The 7,010-nt window shown below is 56.6% G+C and carries 8 protein-coding genes; 1 reads left to right on the plus strand and 7 read right to left on the minus strand.

Going from position 1 to position 7,010, the window contains the following annotated elements; all coding sequences use genetic code 11:
* Positions 1-985, plus strand: a 985-nt coding sequence (locus tag AB4043_RS17830; protein ID WP_442307675.1) for an NAD(P)/FAD-dependent oxidoreductase, incomplete at its 5' end; no start/stop codon positions are given.
* A 172-nt stretch (positions 986-1,157) separates the two neighbouring features.
* On the opposite strand, the gene AB4043_RS17835 is transcribed toward AB4043_RS17830, so the two are convergent.
* From AB4043_RS17835 to AB4043_RS17865, 7 genes are all read right to left on the minus strand, one after another.
* A complete protein-coding gene (locus AB4043_RS17835) occupies positions 1,158-1,898 on the minus strand; it encodes a hypothetical protein (protein WP_442300367.1) in 741 nt (246 codons plus the stop codon).
* Positions 1,895-2,821, minus strand: a complete 927-nt coding sequence (locus AB4043_RS17840) for a hypothetical protein (RefSeq protein ID WP_442300366.1) — start codon at positions 2,819-2,821, stop codon at positions 1,895-1,897. Before AB4043_RS17840 ends, AB4043_RS17835 begins: the two co-directional genes overlap by 4 nt.
* Positions 2,822-2,850: 29 nt before the next feature.
* Positions 2,851-3,456, minus strand: a complete 606-nt coding sequence (locus AB4043_RS17845; protein WP_442300365.1) for a hypothetical protein — start codon at positions 3,454-3,456, stop codon at positions 2,851-2,853.
* 7 nt (positions 3,457-3,463) lie between these two features.
* Positions 3,464-4,000 carry a hypothetical protein gene (locus AB4043_RS17850; protein ID WP_442307676.1) on the minus strand — a complete coding sequence of 179 codons (537 nt, stop codon included), beginning with the start codon at positions 3,998-4,000 and terminating at the stop codon, positions 3,464-3,466.
* Positions 4,001-4,002: 2 nt separating this feature from the next.
* Positions 4,003-5,139, minus strand: a complete 1,137-nt coding sequence (locus AB4043_RS17855) for a phage baseplate assembly protein V (protein ID WP_442307677.1) — start codon at positions 5,137-5,139, stop codon at positions 4,003-4,005.
* On the minus strand, positions 5,106-5,561 hold the full coding sequence (locus tag AB4043_RS17860) for a hypothetical protein (RefSeq protein ID WP_442307678.1): 456 nt from the start codon (positions 5,559-5,561) through the stop codon (positions 5,106-5,108). The genes AB4043_RS17855 and AB4043_RS17860 overlap by 34 nt, the downstream gene beginning before the upstream one ends.
* A 485-nt stretch (positions 5,562-6,046) precedes the next feature.
* Positions 6,047-7,010: hypothetical protein (locus tag AB4043_RS17865; protein ID WP_442307679.1), on the minus strand; the 964-nt coding region annotated here is incomplete at its 5' end.

Below are 7,010 nucleotides of genomic sequence, written 5' to 3' on the forward strand. Positions count from 1 at the left end.
GAACTATCTCTCCGCGAACCCGCACTTCGCCAAGTCTGTTCTTGCGCGTTACACACCACGTGACTTCATCGCTCTGGTGGAGAAGCACCGCATCGCTTATCACGAGAAGACGCTCGGCCAGCTCTTCTGCGATGGCTCAGCGCAGCAGATCGTCACTTTGCTTGAGCGGGAAGCCACGGAAGCCGGAGTCACCATCCAGGCCGACACCGCCGTGCAAGAGGTACAGCACAGCGATTCCTTTACGCTGCGCACCAATCGGGGAGAGTTCCACGCGCCATCGTTGGTCATCGCCAGCGGCGGCCTTTCCATTCCCAAGATCGGTGCAACCGGCTTCGGCTATGACATCGCCCGTCGGTTCGGTCTGCGTGTGCGCGACCTCCGCCCCGGCCTGGTGCCGCTGGTCTTCAACCCAAACGATACGAAGCAATGGTGCGATCTCACCGGGCTCTCCGCCGAGGTGATTGCCTATGCCGGCAAACGCAGTTTCCGGGAGAAGCTGTTGATCACGCATCGTGGCATAAGCGGGCCGGCCGTGCTGCAGATCAGTTCCTACTGGCAGCCCGGCAGCGCATTGCACTTCGACATGGCTCCAGGGAAGAAGGTACTCGAAGCATTGCAGGCATCTCCAAGTGGGCGCGACACAACCGCACTGCGTCAGGCACTGTATGCTGCTCTTCCACAGCGGCTGGCTGACCGGTGGATAACAACGCATCCGCAGCAGAAGTGGAGCAACGCCGCCCTGGAAGAAAGTGAGCAGGGGCTGCATCAATGGGAAATCATGCCCGCCGGCACCGAAGGCTACGAGAAAGCAGAAGTCACAGCAGGCGGCATCGACACCGACGACCTCGATGCAAAGACCATGCAGGCACGCAACGTGCCCGGCCTCTTCTTCATCGGCGAAGTTGTCGATGTTACTGGCTGGCTCGGGGGCTACAACTTCCAGTGGGCCTGGGCTTCGGGCGCAGCCGCGGGACGAGCGTTGTAGATGGCACATCATTCATCTCATAACCAGGCTCGACAAATTCGGTAACCAATACCCTGGGTGCCCCATCCATTGCAAAGCAATGGGTGGGACGTCGAGCGAAGCTCGAATCATGCTGTCCAGCTCGGGGAAAGTAAACAAAAGCGGTCTCACATCGGGAAGATGCTCAACTACCTCAGCGCGTCGCCGTAGCCTTCATGCAGCTATCAATCATCTCCAGCGCCTTTTCAAATGAGGCTCGCGCAACCAGAAAGATAGATTCATCGTCAGGATCTTCCCGCAGATAGAGATAGATCCCCGCAAGGCAGGCATCGCGCTCGTCTTTCGATAACCGAATCAGTGTCTCCGCATCCAGCAGAGGAACATAGAACGGATAGCTGCGATAGACATCGTCGTCGATCTTGCCTTTCAGCCACGTCGAAATCTGCCGCGCGTCTCGCTCTGCCCATCCTTCTGAAGCAATAATCTCCAGCAGTGCTCCGGAGTCTGCCATCTGCTCTTCCACATCCAGGCGAGCATCTTCATCCTTGGCAAGGATCCGGCGCACCTCATGGGAGAGCGTTGGAAATTTTTGACCCGGCAGACGATGCGTGAAGTCCCGCTTCGTCATCGAACGTGGTGGCTCGCGGTCAGGCCACACTCCCATAGCGAGGCTGGGGATCCACTTCGAGCTGTTACGGCTCAGAAGAGTTGCGCCCCCGGGCCGAGGCAACTGTGTCATCTGGATCAGGATCTCCCGGCGCATCAGCTTGCTCTGCTGCCGTTCCATCCAGTGCTGACACCCGGAAAGAAGATCGATCAGGCCCATTCGCTCCTCATCCGAAAGAGGAAACCTGCATTCGATGCGAAGAGCTGATAGTTCCTCCGGGCCGCGGTCAACGATAGGAAGCTGTTCGATCTCCCACTGTGGTTTCATTGCGGCTGTTTCCTTTCCAGGTCAAACACCGGATGCGGTTCTCCGTCCTGGCGCATCTTCTCCAGAATCTCAGTCAGCACCTCATCGAGGCTCTCTTTGCTGGCGAACAGAATTCCTCGGTCATCCGGGCTCTCCGCAATAAAGACATCGAAGACCTCAAACCACTGAGCCAGATCATCGGGCGTGGCAGCCAGGAAGTCGCTTGCCTTCCAGTACGGAATGATGAAGGTCAGGCCGTCGAAGGAGGCCTCGTCTTCGAGCCCTTTGCCGAACACCTGTTTGCTCTTCTCCCGGAAGGCGTCTCCCAGCAGGAAGGTCGCCTGCCACAACGCATCGGTGTCGAAGTGTTTGAAGGCGGGCATCTCACGAACGGCCGGATAATCCGGAATCGGTGGAGGTGTAGTCGCGGGGTCGGGAGGAAGATAGATCATCGTATATCCACCGTTCCCCAGGAATAGTTCGCGCTTCCATTGCTCATCCCGGTGCAGAAACCAGAACATGTAATCGGCGACGTGTTCATTGAAATCGAACTTCGCTTTGCCCTTGATAACCGCGTCGAGGTCTTCTTCGGTAGGAATCGGCGGTAGCTTGCCGTTCGGCTTTCGTCCAAGTCCCATCAACGGTATCAGCTTGATCTGGTGTCGATGCAGCGTCTCCTTCAGGTGGCCCTGGGGCGCTGTGAGCTTCATCTGCAGGAAGCTCTCCTGTCTCAGCCTGCCGTCTTTCGCCAACACGGCGTGAAGCTCATCGAAGAATCGGTGCAGCCACTGTAGCTCTCTGCCGTAGACCGGTGTGTTGCTGACCGGAAGCCAGTAGAGAGAGCAGACAGTAACTTCATGCGACTTTCTGATGGGAAGCATTCCCTGCTCGGGAATGGGATTGAGGCGGTTACGAGGCTCTTTCTTCGTCGTCTCTGGATTCATCGAAGATCACTGATTCCCCAAAACTGAACCTACTGTTGTTTTGCCTGCTTCTGTGCCTTGATGGTTTGCTCGATGAAGGCTTTCCCGGCCTCGTCCGCACTTACACCGCGGTTCGGCGTGGGCGCCTGCATGCCGGTTGGCTGCGCACTTCCTTTGACCTGCAAAAGGAATTGGTTTGCCGCATTGGCCGCCTGGAAGTGGCCATTGCGCGATGTCCAGCCGCTGCCCGTAGGAATACGATCTCCCGAGGTCAGCGCGATATAAAGCATGCGGCTTCGGCCATCGTCCTGTGCGACTTCAGCATGATCGACAGCCGTGAGTGGATAGACGGTCTTCGTCGTCCGGAAGAATGCGTGATCTTCGATGACCAGGTTGTGGTCTGCCCTGGAGAACATCAGCGTGGAGGTCTGCGTAACCGTGTAGAGACACAGCACAAACGGGATGAACCCGGCAAGGAACAAGATCGAGACCGGCTTGAAGCCGGTCTGCTTGATCAGGATCGCAAAGATAATCGCCAGAGGAAATCCGATAACCGCCAGAGGGATTGCGACGAGATACTCCGGCGGAAAGTGCAGGATAAGATCGCCGTTTCTCGCGTGCAGAATCTGGATTGCTGATGACCAGGAAAAACCCATGTACTCCTCAATCGAAGGGGGTGATTGGCGTGGGGGCGGGCAGTGCGTTCGGCTTGAATGGAGTTCCGAAGCGAAGCATCGCGATCAGAGCGCCCGTTACCATCAGCTTTGCCGAGGTCAAACGGATCGCGGTCTTGATCGCTGCGATCTTCACATCGATTGCCTTCGTGTCCATTCGGAAGACAGAGATGTCGCCCTTCCACATGCTGAGATCGAACTTGGCGCCGTTGATCGTGGTAGCTGTGGTGCAGACGTCCAACTTGGCGATGTCATACAACGTGACCCGCAGATCATAGCGATGGAAGCAGTCTTTGAACGACTGAAGATTCAGCGTGCCGGACAAGATACTGGTCATGTCTCCGGTCTGGTAATAGTTCAAATTGCCCCTGATCTCACGCAGGACATTTCCGGTAACCTCATCCCATTCCTGAAATGCCGGAGAGCCGCTGAAGGGGATTCTTGCTCCCATGGTCGGCAGCTTTGCATCGTCTGTCCCATAGGTTCTCGTACCAATCTTGATGGAGGTATCCATGACAGGCGCCATGATTAATTGGTCTCCTTGGTGAAGAACTTGCTGCGGATGTGGACCTGGCCATTCGGTGCGCTCAGGCAGATATCTCCATCTTCGGAGTGCACCAGGATCGTGGACCGGCCATGCTCATCGGTGTTCTCCAGCATGGCAATACGCAGCTTATTCGGCGTGGCCATGACCAGAGACTCCTTGCCTTGCTTGTCAATGAACTGGATGCGGTTTCCGCTCTTGGTCATCAGGCGCTTGATGTCGTTGTTAGGAATCTCGCCACCGAAGAACGCATCGCGCGGCTGCTCATGCACACCGTTCCATAGAGCTCCAATTACGACCGGACGCTCCGGATCACCGTCTTCAAAGGCCACGGCAACTTCGTCTCCGACTTCGGGCATGAACATGAACCCGCGGCCAGGGCCGGCGTGAGGACTGGTTGTTCGTGCCCAGTGCGTCGAGCCGTCTTCCTGCCAGAAGAACTGGACCTTGACTCTGCCCATCTTCTTCGGATCGTTGTGATCGACGACACGTGCCGGGACGATTCCGTTCCAGGTGCGGGCGACCGGTGCATGCTGATTGCGATACTCCTTCCACGGCGTGCACACGAAGCTGTTGCTATAGCCCTGGGGAGTCCAGTTATGCTCCACACGCACCAGGCCGTAGGTGCCCTTTGCATCCAGAGTGCCGCTGATCGTCACGGTGTTGCCGGCTAACAGCGTCTGATTGCGCGACTGCCCGCGTCCGGTAATGGCACTGCCAATCGAGCGCTCGCTCTCCGCCTGCAGTTGATCGTTGTAGTGATCCAGCGTAACGGCTCGAGCCCGCTGCGGTTCGAAACCCGGAGGCAGCTTCTGCGATGCCGACTGCACCGCGCTGGTAAGCCGTTGAGCTCCATCATAGAACTGCGGCGCCTTCGATACGTTATTGAAGGTATTCGACTGCATGACGTGGTGGTCATAGTGCGAGCCGCAAAAGCTTGCTGGCGAGAGTGTGCCCTGCAGACTGAAGCCGGTCAGTCCGCCTTCTTCTCTCCAGTTGATCGAGCTGCCGCTACGGAAGCTGTTGAAGATCTCGACGCCGGTCTCGTTCGGGCGAAGCCATGCTCCGTAGTCATCGACGATACGGTTCAGGAACGAGAAATCGGTCTCGCCATACTGCACGTAGTCAGCGGAGAACCGTCGCCCGCATTGACGCTTACTGGAATGCCATCGCGGCCGCCGATGGTACCCGCAATCGATGAAAGCGTCTGCGCAGGAAAGTACTGCTTGCGCTCCGTCACATCGAGCTTGTAGCTGGTGCTTACTGCCATCAGGTAAGCCGTATAGCTTCCCCAGATCTCATACACCAGGCGAACATCATAGAAAAAACCCGAAAAGTGGACGTGTTTCGTGCCGTCCTCATCGGTGGTTGTGATTTTTATCGTCTTCCCAAGCAGATCTTCCACGGATAGACGATTGTCTTCGGTCTGACGGCAGGCAATGGTGCACCACCAGTGCTGGTTCAACTCCTGCACCACATCGACTGACGTGAGAATAGAGTCCTGCAGCAGGCCGTCACTAATCTCAACGGAGGGTAAAGCCATGGGGGAGCTCCTCGGTTGCGGTCGTTGGAGCATTTTTCCTGTAGGTGTCGGGCAGGGCTTGTGCATCTATGGGCGTTTTCTGCAATGAAAACGCCGCTGCACGCCACTTGCGGGATACCCGGCAACAGGAAAAATGCTCTAGCCAGTTTGATGCCGAGTTCGGGGGAACTCGGTCGATTTCGATCAGTCTATTTCACATCTCCAATCGCAATCCACGAAGCCCAGTACGATTTGCCATTAAATAATAATGAACTCATCCCGGGGCACCCTTGAATTCATCAAAAAATCACTCTCCGCCTTCATGGGCGGGGAGTGGGCTGCCAGTATTGCAAACCTTCCAGATCATGAGTTCCTGCGAGTCGTTCTCCTGGTGATTGTCCTAGAGGACGGAGACTACCTCCACGATCTCATCCGTAGTCACGATCGCATCCGCATAATTCGGCAAGTTGATATCGAGAGCAGCATTGAGTTCGACCCATCCGTAACTACAAGCCGGCAGATTCCTTCTTCACCTGCCGGCATAGAGAGAAATCGGAATCCGCATTACGCCAGCGCTGCAGCACAGCCTGATAACTCAGCTGAGCCTTCTGTTTTTCACCAGCGGCTGCATATGACCTTGCCAGACCCAGCTCTGCCATATTCAATAAGGGGTCGTTCATGACCAGACCAGGGTGATCGATAATCTTTCGAAATTCGACAATTGCTTCCTGGGGGCGATGCATGGCGAGCAGCGCCTGGCCGCGAATATAGACTGAGTGAAGCGGCTGGCTTAGCTCAAAAGGCGTAACCTCCTGGAGAAGGCCGATCGCCTTCTGTGGCTGATTCTGAGAGAGCGCCAGCGCCGCCTCGATAGTTGGCACATAGTCATATCGCACTAAGGTGTCGTCAGGAAATCTTCTGGTGAGATCGTTCACCAGCTTCGATACCTCTGACGCTTCTCCCACCATCGCAGACGCGAAGGCCGCACCATATTCCACGCTCTTAGCCGTGGAGATGCGAAGAGCACTCCGGAGCTGGCCTTTCGCGAACTGTGAACGCCCGTACAGGGCCTCCGGAATTGCTTCCGCAATCTGCAACTGGGCCTCTGTGTCATGCCTGGATGACTGTCTCGCTAAGCTGGTGGCCCGTCCTGAGAGGTCACGCGCCTCGGAGAGGCGCCCCGTCAGGGATAGCGTCGCTACCTCATAGCCAAGAAGCGAGGGATTGGCCGGTGCAGCTTGCACAGCGCGCTTCATGCCATCTTCATCGCCCTCGAGGAAGGCCATCCGATATGCATCTGTGACGAAACTGGGAAGAAACAGCTTTCTCGCTGAGGCCTGCTGCAGAACCCTGCCCGCGTCGTCCGGTTTTCCGGTCGCAATCAGGTTCAGAGCCGCATTGCGATAACCAATGACAAAATCGGGATCGATCTCAATCGTCTGATTGCTCTCCTCCAGCGCCTTCTCATAC

The sequence above is a fragment of the Terriglobus sp. YAF25 genome (assembly GCF_052113305.1).
GTDB lineage: Bacteria > Acidobacteriota > Terriglobia > Terriglobales > Acidobacteriaceae > Terriglobus.